Genomic DNA, 710 nt, shown 5'->3' with positions numbered 1-710 from the left:
TTGTATTTAGAAAACCACTTGCTATGCAAGTGTGTTCAGATTAGCTTAAGCGGTGAGTATGAAAAAAAACTCCTTTTGTCAATAATTAAAGTAGGGTTCGCAAGCCAACTTTAATAGACAAAAGGAGGACAGCATTATGAAAAATAATACTGATAATAATAGTTTATCACATACAAAATGGAACTGTAAATATCATATAGTTTTTGCACCTAAGTATAGAAGGAAAGAGATATATGGAGAAAAGAAAGCAGAGATAGGAAAGATATTAAGACAACTTTGTGAATGGAAAGATGTTAGAATTATCGAAGCGCATGCCTGCGTAGATCATATTCATATGTTGGTTGAAATTCCACCTAAGATGAGCGTTTCAAGCTTTATGGGATATTTAAAAGGAAAAAGTAGTTTAATGATATTTGAGAGATTTTCAAATTTAAAGTATAAGTATGGAAGTAGACATTTTTGGTGTAGAGGATTTTATGTTGACACAGTAGGAAAAAATAAAAATGCAATAGAAGAATATATAAAAAACCAAGAACGTGAAGATATGATAACGGATCAAATAAGCTTTAAGGAATATACAGACCCTTTTAAGGGTAGCAAGTAAAATAGCATGCGGCTGGCGGACCAATTATGCATCTTAAGATGCTTGCTAGTAAAATGCCCTTATAGGGCGAAAGAAAAACCACCAGCTAAGCTGGTGGATATTTATT

At 32.5% G+C, this 710-nt stretch carries 1 protein-coding gene; it reads left to right on the top strand.

What is annotated here, in order from left to right; translation table 11 throughout:
- Positions 1–136 precede the first annotated feature (136 nt).
- Entirely contained in the window at positions 137–604 is a 468-nt protein-coding gene (gene tnpA, locus LPC13_RS16725) for an IS200/IS605 family transposase (protein WP_005215300.1), read from the top strand.
- The last annotated feature ends 106 nt before the right edge of the window (positions 605–710 follow it).

Origin of the sequence: Clostridium celatum, from assembly GCF_021412605.1 — a bacterium.
Classification (GTDB): Bacteria; Bacillota; Clostridia; order Clostridiales; family Clostridiaceae; genus Clostridium; species Clostridium celatum.
Note: the sequence above shows the minus strand (reverse complement) of the source record. Positions and strands in the feature narration are given on the sequence as shown.